Genomic DNA, 22,607 nt, shown 5'->3' on the forward strand with positions numbered 1-22,607 from the left:
CTGCCGAACGTGGATGCAGCCGTTCTCGAAGTCGATGTGCTTCCATTGCAAGCCCATGATCTCCGACACCCGCAGCGTGCAGAACAGCGCAATCTCAGCCATCAGCCGCACGCCGTTATCCGGCAGCGCCGCCAGCAGCAGCCGGATCTGCTGATCGGTCAGCATCCGCTTCTCGCGTACCGGAAGGTTGCGGCCAACCGTCACGCGCTTACACGGGTTCCGCTGGTCCCACACACCCCAGTCCTCGGCCTTGGTAAAGATCCCGCTCATCATCGTCAGCAGGTCGTGGCGCGCGTTGTACGACAACCCGGCCTTAGTCAGCGCCGCCATCCAATCGTCCAGGCGCCGCGTCGTGATCTCGCTCATCTGCATCTCGCCCCAGGTCGGGCGTATGTGAACGCGGATGTGGCTCATGTACGCCGCTTGCGTGGTGCTTTTCAGGACTCCTGGACGGTCCAGATACGACTTGATGTAGTAGTTGTCCAGGAAATAGCCGAACTTGATTTGGCTCTGCAATACGAGCTTGCTATTGTTGATGGTTTCCATCACCTGGTTCCGCTTGATGATGGCTTCGCGCTTGGTAAGCGGACCGAGCACGATCCTCTTCTTCATGCGGACCGTACCGCCGCAACCGTCGCGCACGTCAACCCAAGGAAGGATGTACCACAGGCCGTCCTTCCGCTGTCTCAAAGTTGGATTCTGACACCTCTGTCTTGGCATTTCGCGCTCACTCCCGTTGAGCAAACGCATAATAGCATCGCCGGACAGTAGGCGCGGGGCGGTCACGCGGTCACCTCCCAGCGCAACTTCTCCTGAAGCGGATGTGTGTCGATACGCGGTCGGGACTCGCGGCTCCATCGACCTCCGCCAGCGGAACCGATGCACGTCCAGCCAACAGCTCGGAGCGATGCGCCGGATTCAGTTGGCAGAGTGTACGTGATGAGCTTTTTGTAGCCGAGCGCAAACGTAGCACGCTGGCAGGCTCCGTACAACATCGAGTTAACGTTTTTTGTACCATCCGTGCAGGTCCGGTTGACTTCCAGCGTCCAGCCGTCGTCAGCCATTCGTGCTATTGGTCGGCCAACGATGGCGACGCCATGCACCACACCGGGAGTCGCTACAGCCACGCAAAACTTTGCCCCAGGCACCGGATTATGGTGACGGTGATGCAAGCGCACAAACTCGTTCGCCTCAGCTAAGCTGATCGGTACGAGCTGCAATGTGCGCGGGGCGGTCACGCGGCGTTCCTCCAGACCTTTTCCAGCAACCGTGTCGTGAGACTGGTCGAACGATAAATTAACGTGCTACCCGCTGGAGACTTTCGCGTGTCCTGAGTTTTACCTTGCCGCACGTAGCACGATTCCATGTAGAGAATATCGTCCGGCGTGAGCGAGTGTCGTCCGACAGCCCAATCGCGGCTCAGTATTTCGAGTGTGGTCACGCGGCAGACTCCTTTCGCGGCAGCGCCTCGCACCGCTGTTCGTTGAACGCAATCACGTCCCGCGCGACCTGATACAACTCCCGGTTGGCCAACATCAGAAACGTCTTGTACACCGCGCAGCGGCGCTTCCAGTCCGGGATCGAGGCGCGGGTTGGCGGCTTGCGGGGCGTCATCGCGTGGCCTCGCCAGCACGGGACAGTATTAGCGTTGGGCCTTCATATTTACCGCCGTGGATGTAGTTCATCGTTTCCCCGGATTGCCAGTAGTCCATGATCTTGTCCGCGTCGGAGCCTTCAGCGAATCGCACGTCGCCGTTTTCGTAGTGGATTTCGATACGAACAACTTTCTCTTGTGGCTCCTTGATGCGTTCGATACGAGCGAATCCGCCTACGCCAGTCCCTTCATGCATGTGGGGAGAACCAATCGTTAGAACCTCTCCACAATCCATGCATTTGTAATGGCTCATCGCGTGGCCTCCCGCTTGTAGATCAGAATGCTGTCGCCGTCCACCGATACAGAAGGTGGACGATATCCCGGCCTCAATGGAAACGTACAGGCCTCTTCTTGGTTCCAGCCGTGCTGAAGGCGCCAATAAAGAGTCGGGAGCTTAATGCCAAGGCGCGGAGCCAAGTCGATCAACAACACACGCTCTCCCCGAAAAGTCACCCACCTGTTTCTCCTGGTATTTCTGGCCTGTTCCTTGCGCGTCGCCCAGCGGCAATTTTCTGGACTGTAGTCACCGTCGTTGTCGATTCTTTCGATTGAATGCTTCAGGCTTGGGCGAGGTCCCATGTCAGCCCAAAAATTCAAAAAGGAAACAAGCCATCTATCGCAGACCTTTATGCCCCTGCCGCCGTAGAGTTTGTACTTGTGATGGGACGGTTTTCCGCATCGGTCCTTAATCCGCTGCCAAGCGTGGTATTCGGCGCTGGAGGAGGACGATCCTTGCCGCTGAATCTTACCCTTTCTCACCGCGCCGCCCTCCGTGCCTTCGCTTTATCTTCGCGGTCTAGGTGGGAGACCAGGGCCTCAATGAAGAGTTGCTGAACGCTTTTTCCTGATTCAAGAGCTGCAAATTTTGCACGCGTGATTAAAGATACTGGTACCCTCGTCGAGAAGATTTTGACGTTTGGTTTGGAATCCTGCCCGGTTTGCTGTATTGTTGATGCTGACATGCTGAACACGATTATGAGCATGTTGACATGCCTTGTCAAGGCCTGTTGTCATGTCCGATGAGAAAATCTGTGGAAATCTTCAAGGAGACGATTTTGGATAGGGAAATTAACGGGGATCGAGTGCCGATCTCGTTCGACATTGGGGATGCCGAACTGCGGAAGGCATTCAAGCGATTGTGCGAGGACAGGGGCACTGACATGGCCTCGGTCCTGATCGCATACATCAAACAGGAGGTTGCAGAAAAAAGCCAGGAGAAGCCTCCGATGACCGAAGAAGACCGAATCGTCAACGCCGTTCGGCTTTTCCTCAAGGACTGCAACCGCAAGCCGGTGGCGTTGCGATTGTTTCGTAATATGCTTCTGGAAATGTTAAAACCGTACATGTAGGCGCTGTTTCTGTTCTGAAAAGCTGATGTCGGACAGATTCCACGGCACTTGCAGCCACGAAAACACGTACCATAATCGCAATCTTGTTCGCGGGTGGTACTTATACCTATTTCTAGGCGGGTGTTTTCCACAGAACTGCCCGAAATATCCGCTTGAATTGGCGCTAAATCTGTGCAAATATGACGATGTTACCAGCGTTACTTAGGGGGCATTGATAACGATGGACCCGACGACCCAAGAAGTCGAGGAGTACCAGCTTGCGCTGACCGCAGTTCAAAAGGCGTGCAATCTTATCTTTGATGAAATGAAGGCGCTTCGGGACCATCCGGGGCGTAATAGCGGCCCACTGTATCCCAACCCATCCGGCTTCGACCGCTGGAAGCCCGTGCTGGACGCCAGGGACGAGCCGCAGGCGATCCGCGAGATGCGCGAATCCGGCAAGGACGATACCCGGCGGAAGGCTGCCTGCGGTGCGCTGACGCGCTACGTGATAGCGGTCAACCTGCAAGCCTGCCTGCAATCCTACAGGGCCGGTAAACGTAGCGCTTTATTTGCCAACATGATTCGCTTGAAACGCGACTTAATGTTGTTGTTTGAGATCCGAATGCGCCCGAAACTGCGGGAGGAATCCTTTCGCCAGTTATCGGACTCGATCAGATCGCGGCGCGTTCCCACTCAAGTTTGAACCGCCGTACCACGCCGTTCTTACGGATCTTATCCGCAAATGGCGTGTGTCGTCTAACCGCTGGCGGCGGCCGCTCTCCGGCGCTAGTGGTCAGCAATCCCCACAACAGCAGCACGACCGCATTAGCGGGCAGGAATGCCGCATAGAGCAATTCCCACTTCAGTGCAACGATGTATTGCAGAAAGAACGTCAGCCCCTGAATGGTGAAGTACGTCATCAGGCCGAGCCAATAGACAACTGTATTGTGGCGCTGCGCGTCCAGAATCAGGAACACGGCGAGAAGCAGGAGACCGATTACGACGGCGAAGCTGAGCGAGGAATATACGAGGCAGGTGATTTGAAGGATGCGGAGGAAGCCGGAATCGGGAGTGATGGCGTAGCCTTGGACGACCATCAAGCCGCCGGAGCCGAGGGCGGCAACGGGCAGCATGACCACCAGCGGAAGCCAGCGGGTGCCGCGTGGCGCATAAGCGATCATCCAATAGACCTCAGCGGCGGCGGCGATCTGTAGCGCGATTATAATCCAGCGCGAGAGCACCCACGCCACAGCGTAGGCTTGCGAGCGTAAGTCAAAGAAGTAGGCGAACGAGATCGTTACGGTGAGCTGGACGGCGGCATAGGTGCAGAAGAATCGATAGCGGCGAGCGAGGCCGAGCCAGAGATAGCGGGATAACAGAAAGACGAGAGCTATGACCGCCCCGCCCCGCAGAAGTTGTATCCACACGGTAGAGCAAGTGTGCCACAATTCTGCGGGCGAGGCAAATCTCCCTACTTAACCGGGGTACATTGCGGCCAACAGGGAGGAGGATCAATATCGAAGGATCCGGTACTCACCTTGTAGCCGACCGCCAGTACTACGACGGCAAAAATGGTGATGGCAAGTTTCTTCATTTGTAATGCTCCTTTTAGTTACTATCGGACTTTCTGCGGAACATCGGTATGACGCTAATGATAAAGCGGTCAAAGATCAGCAGCACCAGCGGAACCAGGATGCCCATCAACAGTTTCCAGATGGTGTCGAGCGTAGCCTCGATTTTGGTCAGCCGAACATCGAGGGACAGCGCCCGGAGATCGGATACGGAACGTTCAAGCTGCGTGAGGTGTTCCGCATTCTGTAGCGATTGTTGGAAGGCCGCTTCAGCCTTCTCGTTTTGCGGGATATAGCGGAAGCGCTCTTGTGCGGTCATCACCAGCACAGCGAGGCTAAACAGACCGGCGATGAAAAAGACTAGAGTGCGAAACCACATGGCCTGCTCCGATACGTACAGGTCAACCTCGACGTAGTGCATGTGAACCTCATTGTGGAATGGGTGCCTTTCGTGGATAAGATCGGAAGCCGCTTACTCCGCTTCCGCCAATTGTGCTAGAAAGCCTGGGTCGATGCGAACCGGAGGATCGCCCGGCCACAGCCCAATGTGTTGGCAATCAATCAGAATGACCTGTGAGCAGAACTCCTCGTTTGGCTTGCTGCTAACGAATCCGAACAAGAATCTCAGGATGCCGCGCTTGTTGTATTTTCGCCCTACGAGCGCATCACGAGCAAAGAAGTAGGCCACGCGCTCCTGGCTCTCCGACACCGCCAGACCGACCACCTTCCACGTCTTGGTGTCGCTCCAATCCACATGCGTGAACCGCACGCCACGCTTCGGATCGGCGCTGAAGCAATCATCGGGCACGCCCATCTGGTCGAACACCAGCTCGACGTGGCAGTAGGGCGATTGGGTCCACCAGCCGATTGCGCGGTCGATCAGGCCACCGGCGGATACCAGTTTGAATGCGAGTTTCATTGTGATATGCTTATCTCGTGGAGCAAACAACCACAGGAACCACGCGCGGGCCGGTGTCGCTCGCGTTGGCTGAGCACCGCTCCTGTAAAGCGGACTGCGCAGGTTCGATTCCTGTCACCGGCTCCAATCCTCCAACCCCATCATCATCAGCACGCCCGTAAATCGCTCTCTTGTGGGCTTGTAGCTCAACGGGAGAGCGGCTGGCCTGCACCCAGTCAGATCTCGGTTCAAATCCGAGCGAGTCCACCAAAATCCAGGCGTCGGGTAGCGGCCACCCACTTGCCTTGGGAGCAAGCCCACGCTGGTTCGAATCCAGCCGCCTGGACCAGATTTTCGTGGTCCCCGGAAGGACTTGACCTCCTCCGGGCGAAGGACACCATGAGAGATTCATGGGCGGCCACGACGTATTCCCCGGAAGGTGCCGTCGAAGGTCGGCAAACTGCCTCGAAAGCAGCGGTATGGTGCTGAACCATAGGGGTTCGATTCCTCCACCTTCCTCCAATGCCTCATTCCTTGCCGAACACGATGTAAGCCACGTCCTCGGTGTTAGGGCGCACGTCTTTAGGAGCCATGCCGATGTAGTGCTTGCAGGTCTGGTCGGCCTTCATGCCGTCGTGGAAGGCGATACGGTTCGTGCTACCGCATACCGGGCAGTCGCGGCTGTAGGCTACCGTACGCTGCGCGACTAGGCGGATCTCATCGGCCATGCGGCTCTCCCTCTACTGGCCGTCCCGTCGCGTCGCGCAGCAACACTTCCAGCTTGTGAATGTAGTCCAGCGCTTCGGTGAGACGGCTGTTCACCAGCGTATGTATCTCGGCGAGCTTAACGTCCGTAGTGCTATGGCTCTCTTTGAGCGCATCCGCCACGAGCTTCGCGGCGTCCGCTGCTCGCTTGGCGTTGCGGTTCGCCAGCCAAGAATTGAATGCCGCCAGCACTGGGCCAGCCGCGACAGCACCGAACATCGTGATCGCCGCAGCGGTTGGGATGTTGTTGAAGTCCATTTACAATTTTCCGAGCAGCAGCAAGATCAGGATGATGACCAGAATCAGGCCCACTACGCCGGATGGCCCGTAGCCCCAGCCTTGCGAGTGGGGCCACGTCGGTAATCCGCCGATCAGCAGCAGGATGAGAACGATCAACAAGATAAGCCACATGGCATCACTTGATGATCTGGAAAGCGGCGTCGCTGACTCGCAGCAGGAAAGCGAGTAGGCCCATCGCAAACGAGATGCGGCCGATCTCCTGTAGCTTCGGATTCGCGGAAAGTGCGTACATCAGGACGCCCACCAGGGCGACCAATAAACTCAAGTAAATTATCATGGATGGTTCTCCTTTACTTCGGTTGGCTGAGGTGGGACGGCGGGCGCGACTTCGGTGGTCTTGGTGGACAACTCGGTGCGTTGAACGGTTCCAGCGGGCGGCGGTGTGGTGGCTTGCTGCGACAGGCCCCACTTCGCGCCGCAAGCCCCGCTGAAGGCAGACAGCAGCGCCATGATGATTAGCTGGAATCCTGTCTCGTATTTCGGCGTGAAGAATACTGTGAGTGCGCCCATGATTGCGAGCGTCAGCCCGAGGAACATGATGAGCAGGTCGAGCGATGGTTGGTCGGATCTAGGCATGATTGGTTTCGGTCTCAGGATTACGCGCAAGGTGGTATGCTACGAAAGACAATGATTGGTGCCCATATAGCATTGCTAGGGCGACACAGGCGCGCGTGGTCGGGGGTGCCTACTTGGTTGGTCATTGCAGTTTTCTCCGTGCAATGCGCGGCCTTGCTTGGGATCTTGTTTATGCTTTTGTTCGGCATGTTGATACCGCAACTATTCGCCAACAACCGAAATGATGTTCCATTTTTCTACGAACTGGTCTTGAGTCGTGCTCAGTGCCAGTGGATGCCTTTTTGCTCAACCGTAGAATGGGACTCGCTGCGACGGATTGATAGCCTCAAATTCCGCACATCTCGGCCATCGTCACCCAAGGAATCGCCTCGGCCTTAGCCCCGAGCTTCGGGTCTTCTCGGATGCTGCTCTTTGGCATTGTAGTTGCGCAATCTCCGGATCGGCATAGGAGCCCGGCCCCGTCAAGCTTCGGCGGCAGGCGCGGGAACATCCCGTCGTCCGTCTCGCTGTAGACCACGCCCGTGAGTTCGTGGGCACCCTTCATCTTTCCGGCGTACACCGTGAGCGTGATCGACGCCCCATGCGTGCCGGCGGCCTCTAGCGTGATGTCGCCCGTCAGTGCGCTGCTCTCGTATGCCGCGAGATCCGGCAGTTGCGCCTTCAGGTTGTCGCTGGTCCGGTGCAGCACCATCGAGACCAGGGCGGTGATCGCAATCCCGGTTGGCGATACGGAGATCAGGCCGCGGCCGTTGCCGACCAGTACGGGGCCAACGAGATCGGCGTAGCCCATCACACGGAGCAGCCGCTGAAACTTGCTGGAGTTATACGTGCGCATGGCGATCTGCTGGACGCGCTTCGGATCCACCATGTGCAGTTGCGGCACAGCCATGCGCACCTGCTCCGGCGAGATGGTCACGGCGTGCGGGATAGTATTCACCAGCATCACATTCCAAATTCCAAGCTGCGACATCCCCGGCAGGTTGGCCGCCAGCGGCTCCGGCGTGCAAAGCACCTTCACGTCGGCGGCGCGAATGGCGACGATCAGGAGTAAACTAACTAGGAGAGGTTTCATTATGGATCAAATCCAACTACGAAAACGGGCGATTCACATGCTCAACGTTTTGCTCAAGGAGCGAGTGCGACAACAGGAAGACATTTGCAAGCGGCTCCCGCAATTCGCGCACGAAGGGGTAATGGACGATGGCACTCCGATACTTGGCGGTCTAAAAGAAGACTTGAATATTCTGCGGTATGCACTTCAACCTGAGCCGTCTCAACCCGGCAAGACCCTTCTCGATCAGCTCGATATCCCAACCGAATGGCAGCGGCCGATCTTCGGCACCAGCACAAATCCAAGTAATGTGTTTATCACTGATGTTCAGCTCGTGGCTCCAGCCGATCCTGCGTGAGACGGCGTGCAGAGCACGCGCACGTCGGCGGCGCGAAGCGAGAAGGCCAGTAGTAGAATGAGTAGAGGTTTCATGATGAAAGCAGAGAAATGGGCACCGTATTTAGTTGCTTTGGCCGGAAGCGCGGCGCTCTTCGTGTTAAGCGCGGATCATACGATAGCATGGGTGCGCCCGATCTCCGCTTTCCTCGCAGCCGGCGCGATATGGTTTCAAGTACCACGTCGTGGCGTGGAGCGTGGCCGCGAGGAGTAGAATAGTTGCAATGGATCTCTTGGCATTCGCACTTAAAATAATCGGCGTCATATTTTTAGGCTCCGGTCTGATCCTTAGCGCGATAAATAACAGGCGGGACGCAAGAGACCATCGCATGATGGGTCACCCGGAATGGACTCCAGCAGAATGGCGACAGGGTGCAGATTCACCTACACACCCTTGAAGAACTTGAACGAGTCGATCTTTTTGCGCCGTCATACCGCTATTTCTATGCTTGGATCAGCCGGGTACCAGTCTCCGCTGAACAAACGTGCCTGCTCCCAAATCATGATCCTCTGTACATGATCCGGGTCCACAAAGGAATGCTTCGCGTATGGCTGCCCCCAGTCGAGCCCGCTTATTAGGCCGTGCTTTTTAGCTAGATCGCGCAGAAAACCCCAATCGCCAGCCCATGACGGCTTGCCGTCAATGACCTTGGCGAAATCGCACGCCAGTCCGTAATGGTGAACCCCGACATCCTTCAGATGCGACGCCCCTTGATTGAAGAGAACCACCTGCCGTTCCTTTGATCGAAACGTCTCCGTGACCATGAGCGTGATATTTGCTACAGCGGCATCTGCAATGATGTTCTCCACCGCACGGCGGGTTATCGGCTCTAGGAGATTCAAGTCGCGGATACTATCGTTCGAGTGGAACCGTGGATCGTGCTGGATTATCTCGGTATAGAAGCTCATAATTTCCGCGAAACGTTTCGCCCCTGCGCTGGCGTCCACAAGCCGCTATGGTGCGCATCCTACTGCTCTTTACCGCCGCCCTCCATTTGTCGTTGAATTGCTCTACAATCACAAGTGCGGTTTCAACTACATGCCGTAACTCTTCATTGCAATACGTTTCGGTTTCGGCGTCTGGGAGCGGCGACCAGCAAGCCACCTGCCCGGATGGATACTTTGGAATGATTGCAATCTCCGGGACCCCGACTCTAAAAGATGGGGCTTTTGCTTCCGTGGTGGGCTTTGGATACATCGGCAATAGCGCCCAGGCGCAGTCTGATTTTTTGTGGAACGAATCGACGATCCCAACCTCTAGCGGAACTCTGTCAGTAACGTTCGATATTGCGTATTCGATAATCCTAGATCTGGGGAACGGAGCTGTAGATGCCGACTTTTTTTTCAACAACCAGCCAGCGGGAAGCTTCTCGGTAGAGCAGGGAGACCAAACCCCTCATACGCGAAGTTTTACGATGAATGAGCCGATTACCGCCAATCAACCAGTTTCCTGGGGAGTCGATCTCAAAGCAACATCAGCCGGAAGCAATACAGTAACGTCATCCATCTACATCTTGTCGGTAACCGCAACGGACCCGCCGTCGCCTGAAACCTCTGCCGTACCTGAGCCAAGATCGATGCTGCTACTGCTGATATCGATTTCGTTTCTGTTGGTTGTTTCAGCCCGCAATGGATGGATTCGATACCGTGGCATAGCCTGGATAGCATGGCTGTTTGGTCCGGTGCTAGCTCTTGCCGTAACCTTCTACTATCAATAAGCGTAACAGCACTTCCATGCTGGAGGAGTGTCCCTATACCCGGTGCGGAACGTGATGACTTGCAACTGGTCTACTCCGTTCGGGTTGACAGCACAAGCCGCCTGTTCACCTGTGAAGTTGAGTGAACAACGCGGCTGGTCGAAGTACCCGGCTGTGAAGCAATAGCCGGAAGAGTATACCATGTGAGGGAGCCGTCCTATCCGTCGCACTTCCCAATTGCCGTACTCGTCCAGGATGTACAGCACCGCTTCGATGACGTGCGGGAAATTCACGTTGTTAACGTCGCGCGCCACCGCTCCACCGCTCCCGCAGTTACTACCGTGCCCGTTAGTCGTGGGTATCCAAGGCGAGTTGCAAGTGAAGGAATTCACTATGATGTGCGTGCCATCGGGCACGGATGTAACAGTGGTGGGTCCGTTGGCATTTGTGCATCCCGGTACGCCGCTAATGTGTATCGGGTCGTTCGCCAGAAAAGTGTGACTTCCTATCGTCAAGTTAGGGCTCGCACCATTTGTGATCCCCGTGATTGCATTCGCCTGTGTGTAGTACTCGGAAGAAACGAGGATTACAATTCGGGCGGAATTCGGGGCTTTCGCGGCTGCAATGTGAGTGTCGAATTGGGCACCGTTGGTGAAGATGGTTTGCACGACCGTCATCCCGCCGCCGAACGCTTCGTCTACCATCATGTTCAACCCGGCATTCACCCGAATCAATCCCACCATCCCCCACTGCGTGTGCCGGTTGATGTCGAGTCCGGCGTCGGTGATGTACTGAATCCCATTGCGCTGCACCCATGTCGCGTGTCCCCAGATGTAGGCGTTTGAATTGTTGTCCTGTACCGCCGCATCGCTTGTGGCTTTACCAAACCAAAGGTTGCCGGATACGGTTGGGGAAAACGGAATCATCGGCATCCACCCCAAATCAGTCACCGCATTGGTTGTTGGGTTGTAACCGAACAGTCGCGGGGCGTACCGGGCTGTGTCGCTGTAAACGATTATCATGTAGCGGTAGCCGGAAACACGATCCACGCCCATCGACACTTGACAGACATCCGGGTTGGAAGCAATGGAGCCGATTTGATAACTGAATTGATGCAGTGTGTATGGCGAGGTGTTGAAGTCTACAAACGCGGCGCTTCGGCTGGTTCCGCCTTTGAATATTGCACAGCCCCAGTTATCGGGCGACAATTCCCCATCCCGATTAGGATCCAACACTGTCGCCGTTCCACCGTCACCTGGAGTGAATGAGTAGGGCGTATCCGTCCAGGTGCTCGGCGCGGCGGTGAACGTGACTTTGTGAATGTTCAAGTCAGACTGTGTGTAATACATGCCGGTACGCCAGTCGTTGCCAAAAAATCTCAACGTGTTCGGTCCACCTGCCGGGGTGCTCGTCCAAACGTCGCCGCCTGTGTCGGGGTTGGTGAGGAATTGAAAACCGGCCATGTCCACGGTGCTCACAAGCGGCGTACCGGCGCAGTAGGGCACGCAGTTGAATGGAGACTCTATCGCGTCCTGTGTCTGTGTGCGTTCGGTGGGAGTAATCACAGTCATGATGAGTCCGAAAATGGAATCTACCAGCTTCGCTCCCGTTGCAAGCACGGCACCGCTGTTTGACCAGAACGTTGACGGCTTGTTTGCACCGCACGTGTCCAGGTCCCCTTGGCGAAACACGTGCGTATCGGACTGTGTGCAGCCCGCCTGTTTTGCGAGTGACGTGTACTTGACTTTTACCGGGTTCTGCACCATCTGATATGTGACGTTGATTGTCTGGGAACCGGTGCCCTGGTCGGTGATGGTGACAGACGGCGTTACGGACGTGCCAGCAGTCTTGAAGAAGAACGTAGTGTCATCGCTGTAGATCCAGAGCAACGCGGGTGCAGAAGTAGCGGTGACGCACGGCTGTCCCTTCGATGCCGGTGTACACAGTCGCGTTTTCATCATCGAAAACGTGTCGCCTACCCACGCGCCAACCGTCAGTGTGCCGTTGGATGTAGCGATGCCTACGCATTGTGCGTACGCAACTTGACCATTCGGGGGACCCGTGCCGTCAGAGTTTGGACCAGTTTCTTGAAACAACAGGGCTGGATTCGCAGGACAGACTTCTCCACCGCTCAACGGAAAGGTACCGAGTGTGATTTGGGACCACGCACAAACCGGAAAGCACAGCAATAGCAAACGTAACGTCACGGGCATCACGGCACGATCCTCCCTGTAATATCAAATACTGTAGGGGGCAGGATATCCAGATTATTTGCTACGGTTGACAGCGTCTTTAGATAGATATTCGGGCTTAAGGCGGCCGTTGAAATATTGGTCGTATTGGTCTTTGTGGTGGTCGCTCCGCCGCCTGGAGTGATGTCAACTTTCCAGGTATTGGCCGCGTTGATGTAGATCCGTATCAGATACCAAGTGCCAGCCGTAACGGCCACACCGGTGTCGGTAACAGTGTTCGCGCTTGCGGCAGAAGTGATGAATTTCCAAGTAGTATCGGAGGAACCCGTAGAGAAGCGGAGGTAAACCCCTTCCGCAACCGTCTCGGCGCTCTGGCAGGTCGGCAGTCCTGCCCCAGTTAGACCAATTCGTACATTGACGTTCGTAATGGCTGGAACCCTGAATACTCCACCAAACTCTACCTGCCCAGACCCTGGGGCGTTCAGTCCTGCAAGCACTAGGGTCTGAACCGTAGCCTGATTCATGGACATCACATAACACGCATCGTTATTATTGGTGTTGGTGACGCCCATACGGATGAAGTGGTGATGGTTGAAATCAGGGCCAGCAGTCAGTGTGTACGAATTGCCTCCGGTGTTTGAAAAGCCAACGCCGTATGTACCGACCGCATTCGTAGCCGATGGAGCATCGCTCAGCCAGTTTTCCCGAACTACGAAGGATGTCATGTCGAACGGGTTGGATGTGACGGCAGCAGCAGTGCCTACGCAGTCCAGTTGCCCCGTGACCGGGTTGACGACCAACTTCCCGCACTGCGCAAACGCACAGGCGCACAACAGACTTGCGGTGATCAGTAGTTTGAGCATGAATGAATCCTTATTGGCGGTGTCGGTGTCTTGAAATCCAGGGTCGGAATTCGTACATCCGACGCAGGGGCCGCCGCCGATGGTGGTGAAAAGGGCTGGAGTCCACGCTACGCCGGTCAGGTTGACCGTGATAGTGAACGGACACCCGACCGAACACCCGGTGATGACCTGTGTGGATTGATAGGTGCCGATGTTAGTCGGCCCCGCGATCCAGACCTGGATCTTCTGCGTCGGAGGCGAGAATGCGCCGTCGATATCGACGTGCAGGTTGCCAGAGTTGCATAGGGCGTTAGTCCCAAATGGGGCAGGTGCGGCGACGTCTGTACAGGCCCCTTTCGATACTGCTCCAGCGCCAGAGACAGTCACAGTCTGAAGATACGGCACATTGTCCTGGCGCACGTTACCGAAGTTGATTGTGGTGATATCGGGTTGCGCCAGCAACCGGCATCCGAACAGCAATAACAACGCCGCAGGCCGCATGATTAGTCGTGGGAGGAATTTCAATTGATCCCGATAGTTGAGAGTGCCGATTTTAGAGAGAATGGAGACGTTGAAGCAAATCTCTGGTATCCGTTATCAGTGCTAATACCTCCGCACCCACCCTGCGCAGCCTTGCCTGTCGGACCTGTCGGATGCGGCCCTGCTAAAAATTGACAATGAGCACTCGGGTTGCTGCCATCGGTGCCGATCGTATAGCATGTCTGACAACCCACCTCCGTGTCAGAAAATAGGTCCGCGACAGCATCTGGAACGTTAAAGGCCCAAGCGCCGTTTACGTCGGTGCATGTTCTCGGTGTTACTAAATCATCCCGAATCGCCTGTCGGTCGGCCTGTCCCTGAGAAGCGCTCGTGCCAGGCGGCGAGACTCCGTTAAAATTCGGGCCGCTAGTGGGCGTCACTACGACCACCTTAAACCCTACATTCTTACGAGTGCAGAGCCATGTATGGATATCTGCTTTGATCTGGGCGACGGTCTGGGAGTTGTAGTAGTCATTATAGCCGCCATTCAGGATGGCCACGTTTTTCCAACCACTGGTAGCATTAAAATGAGCATCTACGTTGGCTGCGGCTACCGATAACATAGAGGGTAGGAGCGAGCATGTAAGCCCGACGCACGTACCGCCCCGAGCGACGTTGAAGTATGCATAGGAATGCCCGGAACTGCCAAGCAGTGCGCTGACGAGTTGATCCCCATAGCGGTCTGCTGTCACAGTATTGCTCAATTCTCCGGTGTTGGCGGGGATTGAGTCGCCCTCGACAACAATCGTTCCGCCTACCCATGAGGATGAACCCAGCGCTGCGCCATTGCTCAGCACTCCAGAGTTCAGAGTTTGAGCTAATAACAAAACTACGAAAATGTCCATTATGGTTTGTTTGAGCTATCTAGTTATCGCAATAGAAGACATCCAAAAATCAGCTTGAAAATTCCGCGCTGCCGTTGTCCTGGTTATGACGCTGAAGTCCGGGGACAGCGCATTCGTATTCGGCACAGCCGCGCCTGTTACTGTGGTTTCTGCTGAGCCATCAACCGAGCACAGTATCGTGCCGGCCGTGGTAGACCTAATGCGGAAAGTGTGAAACCCAGTATCCACCGCAGGGGCTGCCGCTATGGAAGTTCGCGTCACGCCCCCGGCACTTTTAGCTGCTACGCACATATACGTAGTATCGGGAGTGCCTTGACTTGTGTCGTATCCGATGCCGAGGTAGTCGGAATTTGCTTCACCAGCGTTACCAACGCTAACGCCTCCAAAAAACGATATGGACGTTGTTGCGCTTATGGCTGCGCGAAACTGAATATCAAAGGTCTTGTTTCCCCAAATGGTGTAAGGAGCAGTGACCTGTGAAAAATCGCAATTGTGTCCGTTGGTGGTATCCGTAGCACATTGCCAGACCCCATAAGTTCCGGTGGGGGAAGATGTGATAACGGAACCAGTGCCTCCTGTACCGTTGATGGTAAATCCCAATCCGCCATTGATAAGACCGCCTGTAGAGGTTGTTCCTAGGAACTCATCATATTCGCAAGCGTATTTTCTTGGGTCACAAGCGCCCACAATCGAAACGTCAGTCCGGGTGCTGCCTGAATTGTCTTGAGCTACCAAGGGATACTGATAATTAAAAGTAGCTCTTTGCGTCTGCGCGGTTGTGGCGGGGAGTGCCCCGCCCGGTCCTGTCGTGTCAATTGTCGTGTAGCCAGAGCCACCCGCTGCCACTGTCTGTGGATTTTGAAGTTCCCACTGAGTTCCTGTTGCGTCATAGATCGCACACGCTATTGCAGTCGTGATAATGTCATTCGCCACCAGCGCCCCGCCTGCCTTCACGATAGTGTGGGCCGTCAATCCGTTCGGAGCGAAGGTCGGGGCGGCGGCGGTATTGGCCGCGGCAGGAAGCCAGCATACCCTGGTGCCAGCAACGAGCGAGCCGATTGCTGGAGAGTAGGTCGCGGTCTGGGCTTGTGCTGTACCACCGCCCGCGACATAGCTGATCGTCGCCATGTCGGTCGCGTCCGCGTCGCTCAACGCACCTGTCGTCGTCGTATTCTTGACGATGCCTGTCCCGAGTGTCGCCCAGTTCTGATTCGACGATCCGAGGGTCAGCGTGGCCGTATTGTTCACTCCGGTTCCGCCATTCGCGCTAGGTAGCACGCCAGTCACTTTGCTTGTTAGATCGATTGTGGACGACGCTATCATGCCGCCTACAATGGTCGTACACGTCGGCACCGCCACACCACTCACGGCTGTCACTACCTGATTGGTGCAGGTTGTGGCCGTGCCGGTACCTGTCGCCGCCATCGCAGCTACTCCGGTATTTCCGTTCGAGCCAAACGCCAGTGTGTGATTGGTTAGGTTGCTGGCCAGGAAGCCATCGACAGTAGGGATCGCGCCCGCCACCGTAGGTATTCTTAGACCGGTCGTAGCGGACGCCGCGCTCATATCGAGCACCATGGACGCCCCTGCCGTGTTAGAAGCATCCTTGCGAACCACGTTAGATGCGAGGAACCCTGCATCTTGGATCAAGTTCGTAGTGGCGTTCACGCTCACCACGTCGCCTGACGTCATGGTCCCTGTCTCTAGTGGCAGGTTCAGGAACGAGCCGTTGTTAAACGCGCATTTGACTCCATGGAGCGTTGAGTCTCCATAGCAGACATCGTTCGAGGCGGACGCCGAGGCCGCAGTGCCTTCAGGAAGAGTTAAAGAACCGCCGACGCCACCCGACGATCCGGCTTGGACCGGGCCGGGGAAGGTGGTCGTGACGGTGCCGTTCGAGGGGCCGGGGTGCCCTACCGCGAACGTGATCGCGGCGTCGTTGCCTGCCCCTGGAATATCTTGCAGCGTCAAGCAATCCGCTACCGAAGCCGACCCATGAAAGGCGGTGCCGCAGAGATTGAGGATCGGAGAGCTTTGCGAAGTGCCAACGACGGCTGCGGTCGTGTTCGCCCATTTCCAATTTGTCGCGCTGGTCTGGTTGAAGGTCGTGTTGAAGCCGACATTGGCAAGCGTCAGGTCCGCCGTAGCATTCCCGATTCCCGACCATGCGACCGATCCCCCGCCGCCGCAGTTGGTCGAACCGGAATCCACTACGTTACCGTTCGCGTCCACTTGCAGGCAATGGCCGTTGGTCAGAGCGCCGGTGGAGGTAGCGAAGACCGTGGTGTTCCCCGTTCGCGTGCCAGAGGACGGCGCCACACCAGCGCCACCGCCGATCACGGGGTTGTTGGCGGTCAGGGCAGCGGAGGAGGATTCGGTTGTGGCCCCGCTGAAGTACGGGATGCCGCCAGAGTTCACCGTGCCGCCCACTGTGATGGGGAAGGTAGGAGTACCTCCGCCGCTACCGCAAGCAGCGCCGGCAGTGTTCAGCGTCGCCACGCCTCCGACTACCGTGAATTTGGCGCAGTCGTTATCCGCCGGCGTGACCGTCGATGGAATGACCGCCGCCGTATTGTTCGATGCCCCGAGAACTGGCCACAGGAAGGTGCCCGAACCGGCCGCCGCCGAGACTGTCTCTGTAACGGTGCCCGAAGTCGTGCCATTGAACTTGACCGCCCCGGTGCCAGTACCCGATTGCCCGGTCGTGACGGTCCCGATAACGCCTAGCGCCTTAGTGCCGCTGTTATACGCCAGCCCGGAATCGGCGGCATACGCGCCGGAGCCGTTGTTGTACGGGACTTGGCCGCTAGTACCGACAGCAGGGATATCAGCGCCCACTGCAATCGAAGGAACCCCGGTAGCCGTGGTGTTCTTAAGTATCCCCGTGCCGAGCGAAGAGAGCGCGACGCTATTGATGAGGCCCGCGTTGATCGTTCCGGTGCCCGTGTAGGTCAATGACGCGCCGCTGCCAATTACCATCGCGGCAGACGTATTCGTGCTTCCGGTTAGCGCCGAGAATGCTGTGGCTGCCGAACCGGAGCAAGCACCCCAGACCGGAGCGCCGCCATTGGCGCTAGTCCAGCACAACGTCCCTGCACCGCCAGTGGCCGTCGCGTGGAATTGCCCGTTTGAGTCAATGTACACGCCTCCGTTTGTATTGCCGCTGCCTACAACGGTAGTAACAAAGTCCATATTGCCGGTCGCCGGGTTGGGGATCAGTCGATACTGAGCACTCAACGGGAGGCTGACCAGCGCCGCCAGCATCAAAACGCTCTTCATGTACTCTTCTCCTGTTACTGAATGTTGGTGGTCGCTACGGCTGCATCGGAGCACTTCTGCGTCATGCTGCTAATCCCGTTCATCCAGAACGCTCCGATGTTATTGCCGCTACCGTCGTAGGCGAATAGCTTCACGGCCCATTCCGCTTGGGTCGAGCGCGGCGCTGTAGTTGTGAACGTGATCGTTCCGGCGAGTGCGCCAAATGCCGTAGAGTCAACCGGAATGCTGAATGTGTTAGCGTCCACAACGGTAGCCGTGAATGTCCCGTTGATGGCTGTCCAGTTCCCGGTGCCGCCGGCTATCGTGACATTCGGTCGTGACCCGAGCGCAAAGCCATGCCCAGTGCTAGTCAAGACAACAGGGCTGGCATTCGTAGCGGCGCTGACCGCGACGGATGTATTCTTGCGAATGCCCGAGTTCGGATCGACGCTTCTGGCGTAGCACGAACTCGTTAAGTTGGCGCCCGAGAAAGCGTTGATGGTCTGGCATGGATTCGAGTTCGCGTAGTAACACTCAAGCGGCGCTTGCGCGAATCCGGCCGCCATTGCAAACACGGCGAGAATCAGGATCTTCTTCATTTCGGTAGTCTCCCTTTGGCGGCTGGATGGCCGACGATCACGATGGTCAACGCTGGAGCGCCTTTAGCTTCTTCGCTACTCCCCGCTTCAGGCGGCCCTGCTGAATCGGCTGCGCTGTCGTCTGTTGGCCCGTTGTCTGGGGCGGCGGCTGCGAGGGCATCGTTATGTTCCTTTGAGTGCTGCTCGGTGTCTTCGGTGATCTTGTGGAGCATCCGCTGGCGGTTGTGCTCTACGATGTGTGCCAGAGCCTCGCGACGGCCTGCATGCGCGGGGTGCCCCATCTTGGCTATCTGCGAATGCAGAAAGCCCTCGATATCGCCGTGCGTGAGCGGCATTTGCTATTTGATCTGGTAGCCGAGCGTTTCGAGTTCGCGCTTGAGTTCGTCGATGGTGACGCCGCGCTGCTGCGCCAACTCCGGCAGATGCTCGCGCGGGAACACCTTGTCGGCTTCGTTGGCGCTGAGTGCGGGTGGCTTTTCCACAGGGAGCATCGGCGGCTTGGACGCTTGGAATGCAGCAGCGGCCGGCACACTCTTTTGCGCTATGGCTTGCGCAGCATCGCCCGCTGCTCCGATAGCGGGCTTGACCTTGGACATTGCCAGCATCAATTCGCCCATGAGCCGGGGCGAGGTCACTGAGAGCGCCACTACTGCGTGCGGGGTGATCGTGCCGCTCATGAGCTTCCATAGCAGCGCCCCACCAGCGCCGAACGCAGCCAAACCGCGCGGCGTCCAGTTGCTTAAATGCTGTCCCGCTAGTTGGCCCATCAGGTCTTTGTCGGTGTATTGATCCAGCGCCTCAGTGAGCACCTGTCGGTACTGATTGTTCTGCTTGAGCGCATAGGTGAGCTTGCGGATCGCCGTGCCGGGGTTCTTGGCATCTAGGGAGAATTCCCCGAGTTGATCCAAGAAGTCGGATGCTTCCGCGTATCCCTTCGTCATGTCCTGGTAACCAGGCACGGTGTTCAATGAATCGGTGACAGTCGCATCCATTCGCTTTACCAAAGCCCGTGCTTGGCTCGAATCCGAATAGAAGTCACGGATGCGCCGCTTCAACGTGTCCAGCCCAAGTACCGTGAAATCATTCGCGTCTTTGCCCCAGTTCAGAACGTCGCTCACGATCCCCTTAACGCGAGCTTGGTCCGCAGGGTTGTGAATGGTGGACTTTGAGAAATCCAGATCCAGTAGATCGCCCGGCTGCCTGCCCTCAAATGCCTCATCCCAGGATTTCTGCGCCGCCTCCGCAATTTGATACTGTTTCAACTGCTCTGGAGTAATGGTGTGCGGCAGTTCTGGCACTTCGGGTCTCGGCGGCACGCGCCGGACTTTGATATTGAACTCGCCAAGTTGCTGGAATGCCTTGTCCTGAACGTCCTCCGGGGTAATGTCCGGTGGAGCTTCATTGCCGACTTTCTCCAGCGCCTGCCGATACTCAGCGCCCCGCGATTCCTTTACGTTCTGTACGGCGTCTTTGAAATCATTCACTACCGCCATTTCGTCCGGCTGGCGCATTCGCTTCACAAGCGCAGGCGTTGGATTATTCAGCGCCTCGCTCATTGGGACGTTTCCAGCGCCCGTCGTGGCCCCGAGCGATCTCGTAGCGACTGCTTCGCCTGTACCACCAACCGCACTGGCGATCTTACGCGCTCCCTTCACAATGCCGGGGATTGCGGCCGGAAGCGCATAGCCGCCAGCAAGAGTACCCACCGCACCAGCCGGATCTCCGGTTGCGACCTGTTGCGCGGCTTGCACCGCTGGTTCCGTGAACGGCCCCGGCGTGTATGCCATCGGGTTATTCACTTGGGCATTCATGCCTGTCTCAACGGCGTCGTTTTCTTCAGGGGTAAGTTCGCGCTTCTGTTCCTGCGCTTTGCCGATGGCCTCCATCGCGCCGGATAGCTTCCGGTTTTCGTTCGGGCGGTTGAGATATTCTTTGAAAGCGGGAACAGGATTCACCGCACTGGTGAAACTGTGCCACATGCTTGACAGCGGTCCTGCCTGCTCCTGCATGTTTACCGCTGGAGGTTGGCCAGCTTTCGGTAACGGCAACATGGCCGGATTCGCGAGGGGCTTTTCATCGACAACACCCCACGGATCGGCGACCTTCTCGTCTACTACATCCCACGCGGATGGCATTATTGAACCTGTACCGGCTGACCGCCTTGAAGCATCCACGTCTGTCCGTTGGCGAACGTAGTGTGAACGCCTTCTTTCAACTTCGCTTTAGCTTCGGGCGGTAGCGCTGCGGCTGGACTTGCCTTGCGGCCCGCTGGATGACCACCAGTTGCCGGCGTCCCGCCAGAAGTAGTGCTGATAATGTCTCTCTTCAACTTTTGGTTGAAGTCGGAGATTCCTTGAAGCGCAGAAATCACCTTGTCGGGGTTGACCAACCATCCCCGGCTGCCGTCCGCCTTCCCGGTGCGCGGGTCCACTCCAGCCGCTTTCTTGAAATTGTCGAGCGCCGATTGCGATCTGAAGTTATGCTGCCCCGGCTGAAGCGCCAGCGCCGATTCGAGAGCAGTGTCCACTTCGCCGATATCGGCAGGCTCAGCGCCAGCCGCCGTTACCGCTCGCCGCGTGAGCGCATTCAGTGGATGGGACTGCATCGGATTCGTGGGATTGATCGCTGGGCCGACCAAATCCGGGTGCGCTGTTGTGAATCGCTTAACGGCGTCGATGGCTTCTTTGACCTGATCCACAGTGGCGTCAGCCGATGCGACCCGCCGTGCGGAATCGCTCGGCAGTTTGGCCATCTTCTGCGCATGGTCGGCAATCTGCGATCCGTAGTCTGGATACTTACCAGCGCGAACGTTATCGAGAACCTTATTCCAGTCGCCGCCAGCGTCATTGAACGCCTGATTGATTGCGCGATTCTCAGATATCTTTTCTTGCTGGCCTTCGTTCACACGAATGACGGTGGATTCGCGCTTTGTGCTGGCAAGACCTTTCAGCGCAGCCTTTGAATCCTTGCGCACTTGCGGATCTGGATCGTGTTCTGCCATCCACGCAAGTTGCGCTTCGGTGACGTTAGGCGGTTCTTTGGTATCCTTGGGCGGAGCTGTAAACAGCACCTTACCGTTCTCATCAACAACCGTGGCCCCTGGCGGAACTATACTAGGTTTTGGAGTTTTGTCAGGCTTCTCTGGCTTGCTGAGAGTGTTCGCTACTTCTTTGCTGACCCAGTAAGTACCATCGGGATCAGGCCTCAACCACGGCAGATTCTCTTTGGCGTAGGCTGCGTCAATCTGAATCTGACCGTGACGCGGTTGCGCAAGCTCCTGTCTCTGTGCGGCAGTGGCTTCCCGCTGTTGGCGAAGCGTCTCCGTGTTCTCGCCGCGCGCTGCGATCTCCGATTCGGTGTTGCGGCGTACCAGTTCGTCCTGCTGCCGTTGCCGCTCAAGCTGCATCTGCTGTAGCGCTCGGTTGCGTCGTTGCACATCGGCTGACTGGAGCCCACGCATGATATCCACAGGCCCGCCGTAAGCGACGTTGGGCGTAGCCGCCGCGTCGATGCCGCTCTGGAGCATGTCGCCGATGCGTGACCGCAAGCCGCCCTGTTGCGGAGCGGGTGTAGGGGCCTGCTGTGGCGCTGGAGCTGGACCCGGTACTATCGGCGTTGGTGGTGTCCCGAAGCCCGGAATGCGCCCCGGCAGGAACGGCGGCGTCGTGGGTACCGGCTTCTTTGGAAGATTGCCGATCCCGCCATCGTAAGGCGAACCGCCCCCAGCCTCCTCAGGCGCTCCTTCGTCGCCCGCATCGCCAGCGTCACCAGAGTCGCCACCGCCGCCCATGCCCTGTTGAATGAGCGCCAGCAGCCACGGCGGTAGACCGCCCATCGAGTTTGATACTGGACCCATGGTTGGTTCCTTTAGCGGTTCAATCCTCGCAGCATGTTCGCAAAGTTGGGCTTGAGCGGATGGACTGCATGCGGTCGCCGTCCCGCACGCAATGGCGCGGATGGGCTAAGCGGCTTCGGGCGCGGCAGCTTCGGCAGCGCGGGAGTCGATATTGGCACAGACGAGGCCTCCGGCGGTAACGGATTGCCGGGAGCCGTGATTGCGCTCCGGTTCATATTGCGGAGTTTGCCAACCAG

At 57.1% G+C, this 22,607-nt stretch carries 27 protein-coding genes and 4 tRNA genes; 8 read left to right on the top strand and 23 right to left on the bottom strand.

Going from position 1 to position 22,607, the window contains the following annotated elements; translation table 11 throughout:
• The 5 genes from VNL17_14255 to VNL17_14275 all read right to left on the bottom strand — a co-directional run.
• Positions 1 to 720, bottom strand: a 720-nt coding sequence (locus VNL17_14255; protein HXI85243.1) for a tyrosine-type recombinase/integrase, incomplete at its 3' end; no start/stop codon positions are given.
• A 62-nt stretch (positions 721 to 782) separates the two neighbouring features.
• Entirely contained in the window at positions 783 to 1,238 is a 456-nt protein-coding gene (locus VNL17_14260; GenBank protein ID HXI85244.1) for an XF1762 family protein, read from the bottom strand.
• The gene (locus VNL17_14265) at positions 1,235 to 1,441 is read right to left on the bottom strand and encodes a hypothetical protein (GenBank protein HXI85245.1); all 207 of its coding nucleotides are present in this window, start codon (positions 1,439 to 1,441) and stop codon (positions 1,235 to 1,237) included. Before VNL17_14265 ends, VNL17_14260 begins: the two co-directional genes overlap by 4 nt.
• The gene (locus VNL17_14270; protein ID HXI85246.1) at positions 1,438 to 1,614 is read right to left on the bottom strand and encodes a hypothetical protein; all 177 of its coding nucleotides are present in this window, start codon (positions 1,612 to 1,614) and stop codon (positions 1,438 to 1,440) included. Before VNL17_14270 ends, VNL17_14265 begins: the two co-directional genes overlap by 4 nt.
• Positions 1,611 to 1,907 carry a hypothetical protein gene (locus VNL17_14275; protein HXI85247.1) on the bottom strand — a complete coding sequence of 99 codons (297 nt, stop codon included), beginning with the start codon at positions 1,905 to 1,907 and terminating at the stop codon, positions 1,611 to 1,613. The genes VNL17_14270 and VNL17_14275 overlap by 4 nt, the downstream gene beginning before the upstream one ends.
• Positions 1,908 to 2,685: 778 nt before the next feature.
• Here VNL17_14275 and VNL17_14280 point away from each other — a divergent pair.
• Both VNL17_14280 and VNL17_14285 read left to right on the top strand, forming a co-directional pair.
• Positions 2,686 to 3,003, top strand: a complete 318-nt coding sequence (locus VNL17_14280; GenBank protein ID HXI85248.1) for a hypothetical protein — start codon at positions 2,686 to 2,688, stop codon at positions 3,001 to 3,003.
• Positions 3,004 to 3,223: 220 nt separating this feature from the next.
• Positions 3,224 to 3,688, top strand: coding sequence for a hypothetical protein (locus tag VNL17_14285; GenBank protein HXI85249.1), 465 nt, complete (start codon positions 3,224 to 3,226; stop codon positions 3,686 to 3,688).
• Here the strand turns inward: VNL17_14285 and VNL17_14290 are convergent.
• Genes VNL17_14290 through VNL17_14305 form a run of 4 tightly spaced genes read right to left on the bottom strand, consistent with a single transcriptional unit; the run spans position 3,657 to position 5,475 of the window.
• On the bottom strand, positions 3,657 to 4,412 hold the full coding sequence (locus VNL17_14290; GenBank protein HXI85250.1) for a hypothetical protein: 756 nt from the start codon (positions 4,410 to 4,412) through the stop codon (positions 3,657 to 3,659). The two genes, VNL17_14285 and VNL17_14290, sit on opposite strands and share 32 nt — an antisense overlap.
• Before the next feature lie 44 nt (positions 4,413 to 4,456).
• The gene (locus VNL17_14295) at positions 4,457 to 4,579 is read right to left on the bottom strand and encodes a hypothetical protein (protein HXI85251.1); all 123 of its coding nucleotides are present in this window, start codon (positions 4,577 to 4,579) and stop codon (positions 4,457 to 4,459) included.
• 14 nt (positions 4,580 to 4,593) lie between these two features.
• Positions 4,594 to 4,977: a hypothetical protein gene (locus VNL17_14300; GenBank protein HXI85252.1), complete on the bottom strand. Its 384-nt coding sequence runs from the start codon at positions 4,975 to 4,977 to the stop codon at positions 4,594 to 4,596.
• 51 nt (positions 4,978 to 5,028) lie between these two features.
• Positions 5,029 to 5,475, bottom strand: coding sequence for a hypothetical protein (locus VNL17_14305; protein HXI85253.1), 447 nt, complete (start codon positions 5,473 to 5,475; stop codon positions 5,029 to 5,031).
• A gap of 49 nt (positions 5,476 to 5,524) precedes the next feature.
• Here VNL17_14305 and VNL17_14310 point away from each other — a divergent pair.
• From VNL17_14310 to VNL17_14325, 4 genes are all read left to right on the top strand, one after another.
• Positions 5,525 to 5,601: transfer RNA gene (locus VNL17_14310), tRNA-Thr, on the top strand.
• A gap of 48 nt (positions 5,602 to 5,649) precedes the next feature.
• Positions 5,650 to 5,724: transfer RNA gene (locus tag VNL17_14315), tRNA-Ala, on the top strand.
• A 4-nt stretch (positions 5,725 to 5,728) separates the two neighbouring features.
• Positions 5,729 to 5,803, top strand: a tRNA-Pro gene (locus VNL17_14320).
• Between the two features lie 85 nt (positions 5,804 to 5,888).
• Positions 5,889 to 5,976, top strand: a tRNA-OTHER gene (locus VNL17_14325).
• A gap of 5 nt (positions 5,977 to 5,981) precedes the next feature.
• Here VNL17_14325 and VNL17_14330 read toward each other — a convergent pair.
• From VNL17_14330 to VNL17_14355, 6 genes are all read right to left on the bottom strand, one after another.
• Positions 5,982 to 6,182 carry a hypothetical protein gene (locus VNL17_14330; protein HXI85254.1) on the bottom strand — a complete coding sequence of 67 codons (201 nt, stop codon included), beginning with the start codon at positions 6,180 to 6,182 and terminating at the stop codon, positions 5,982 to 5,984.
• On the bottom strand, positions 6,172 to 6,477 hold the full coding sequence (locus tag VNL17_14335) for a hypothetical protein (protein ID HXI85255.1): 306 nt from the start codon (positions 6,475 to 6,477) through the stop codon (positions 6,172 to 6,174). Before VNL17_14335 ends, VNL17_14330 begins: the two co-directional genes overlap by 11 nt.
• Positions 6,478 to 6,630: a DUF3309 family protein gene (locus tag VNL17_14340; GenBank protein HXI85256.1), complete on the bottom strand. Its 153-nt coding sequence runs from the start codon at positions 6,628 to 6,630 to the stop codon at positions 6,478 to 6,480.
• A gap of 4 nt (positions 6,631 to 6,634) precedes the next feature.
• Positions 6,635 to 6,796, bottom strand: a complete 162-nt coding sequence (locus VNL17_14345; protein HXI85257.1) for a hypothetical protein — start codon at positions 6,794 to 6,796, stop codon at positions 6,635 to 6,637.
• The gene (locus tag VNL17_14350) at positions 6,793 to 7,095 is read right to left on the bottom strand and encodes a hypothetical protein (GenBank protein HXI85258.1); all 303 of its coding nucleotides are present in this window, start codon (positions 7,093 to 7,095) and stop codon (positions 6,793 to 6,795) included. The genes VNL17_14345 and VNL17_14350 overlap by 4 nt, the downstream gene beginning before the upstream one ends.
• A 325-nt stretch (positions 7,096 to 7,420) precedes the next feature.
• Positions 7,421 to 8,167, bottom strand: a complete 747-nt coding sequence (locus VNL17_14355; GenBank protein HXI85259.1) for a hypothetical protein — start codon at positions 8,165 to 8,167, stop codon at positions 7,421 to 7,423.
• A gap of 1 nt (position 8,168) precedes the next feature.
• On the opposite strand from VNL17_14355, the gene VNL17_14360 reads away from it, so the two are divergent.
• Positions 8,169 to 8,504, top strand: coding sequence for a hypothetical protein (locus VNL17_14360; protein HXI85260.1), 336 nt, complete (start codon positions 8,169 to 8,171; stop codon positions 8,502 to 8,504).
• A gap of 467 nt (positions 8,505 to 8,971) precedes the next feature.
• On the opposite strand, the gene VNL17_14365 is transcribed toward VNL17_14360, so the two are convergent.
• Complete coding sequence (locus VNL17_14365) at positions 8,972 to 9,490, bottom strand: M15 family metallopeptidase (protein HXI85261.1); 519 nt, start codon at positions 9,488 to 9,490, stop codon at positions 8,972 to 8,974.
• A 179-nt stretch (positions 9,491 to 9,669) separates the two neighbouring features.
• On the opposite strand from VNL17_14365, the gene VNL17_14370 reads away from it, so the two are divergent.
• A complete protein-coding gene (locus tag VNL17_14370) occupies positions 9,670 to 10,260 on the top strand; it encodes a hypothetical protein (protein ID HXI85262.1) in 591 nt (196 codons plus the stop codon).
• Here VNL17_14370 and VNL17_14375 read toward each other — a convergent pair.
• From VNL17_14375 to VNL17_14405, 7 genes are all read right to left on the bottom strand, one after another.
• Positions 10,254 to 12,200 (bottom strand): hypothetical protein, encoded by a 1,947-nt coding sequence (locus VNL17_14375; protein ID HXI85263.1) that lies wholly within the window; start codon positions 12,198 to 12,200, stop codon positions 10,254 to 10,256. The genes VNL17_14370 and VNL17_14375 overlap by 7 nt on opposite strands.
• 251 nt (positions 12,201 to 12,451) lie before the next feature.
• Positions 12,452 to 13,798 (bottom strand): hypothetical protein, encoded by a 1,347-nt coding sequence (locus VNL17_14380; GenBank protein ID HXI85264.1) that lies wholly within the window; start codon positions 13,796 to 13,798, stop codon positions 12,452 to 12,454.
• 875 nt (positions 13,799 to 14,673) lie between these two features.
• Positions 14,674 to 17,937 (bottom strand): hypothetical protein, encoded by a 3,264-nt coding sequence (locus VNL17_14385; GenBank protein HXI85265.1) that lies wholly within the window; start codon positions 17,935 to 17,937, stop codon positions 14,674 to 14,676.
• Positions 17,938 to 17,951: 14 nt separating this feature from the next.
• Positions 17,952 to 18,515 carry a hypothetical protein gene (locus tag VNL17_14390; GenBank protein HXI85266.1) on the bottom strand — a complete coding sequence of 188 codons (564 nt, stop codon included), beginning with the start codon at positions 18,513 to 18,515 and terminating at the stop codon, positions 17,952 to 17,954.
• Positions 18,512 to 18,850, bottom strand: a complete 339-nt coding sequence (locus VNL17_14395) for a hypothetical protein (GenBank protein ID HXI85267.1) — start codon at positions 18,848 to 18,850, stop codon at positions 18,512 to 18,514. Before VNL17_14395 ends, VNL17_14390 begins: the two co-directional genes overlap by 4 nt.
• 3 nt (positions 18,851 to 18,853) lie before the next feature.
• Positions 18,854 to 20,650 (bottom strand): hypothetical protein, encoded by a 1,797-nt coding sequence (locus VNL17_14400; GenBank protein ID HXI85268.1) that lies wholly within the window; start codon positions 20,648 to 20,650, stop codon positions 18,854 to 18,856.
• A complete protein-coding gene (locus VNL17_14405; GenBank protein ID HXI85269.1) occupies positions 20,650 to 22,371 on the bottom strand; it encodes a hypothetical protein in 1,722 nt (573 codons plus the stop codon). Before VNL17_14405 ends, VNL17_14400 begins: the two co-directional genes overlap by 1 nt.
• Positions 22,372 to 22,607 lie beyond the last annotated feature (236 nt).

The sequence above is a fragment of the Verrucomicrobiia bacterium genome (assembly GCA_035577545.1).
Classification (GTDB): Bacteria; Verrucomicrobiota; Verrucomicrobiia; order Palsa-1439; family Palsa-1439; genus Palsa-1439.